The sequence below is a fragment of the Chryseobacterium sp. SIMBA_028 genome, assembly GCF_046535285.1.
Taxonomy (GTDB): Bacteria; Bacteroidota; Bacteroidia; order Flavobacteriales; family Weeksellaceae; genus Chryseobacterium.
Window position 1 is genome coordinate 1 of record NZ_JAWRWZ010000785.1, and the last position, 239, is coordinate 239.

Genomic DNA, 239 nt, shown 5'->3' on the forward strand with positions numbered 1-239 from the left:
TTCTCTGTCAACGAAACTCGTTCCAAATTCATCCAAAGGCGACAAATCTTTCTTCCATTTTTCATTTTTAAGATTCATAACGCCCTGCCACGTGAAAAGCATCGCATTTCTGGCATTTCTTGTAGGCATTACACAATCCATCATATCGATTCCCAATCCAATAGACTCCAGAATGTTCCATGGAGTTCCTACTCCCATAAGGTATCTTGGTTTATCTTTTGGCAGAATATCGGTAACCT

At 39.7% G+C, this 239-nt stretch carries 1 protein-coding gene; it reads right to left on the reverse strand.

Going from position 1 to position 239, the window contains the following annotated elements; genetic code table 11:
- A partial coding sequence (locus SCA31_RS25365) for a tRNA-guanine transglycosylase (protein ID WP_410699691.1) occupies positions 1-239 on the reverse strand: 239 nt, incomplete at both ends.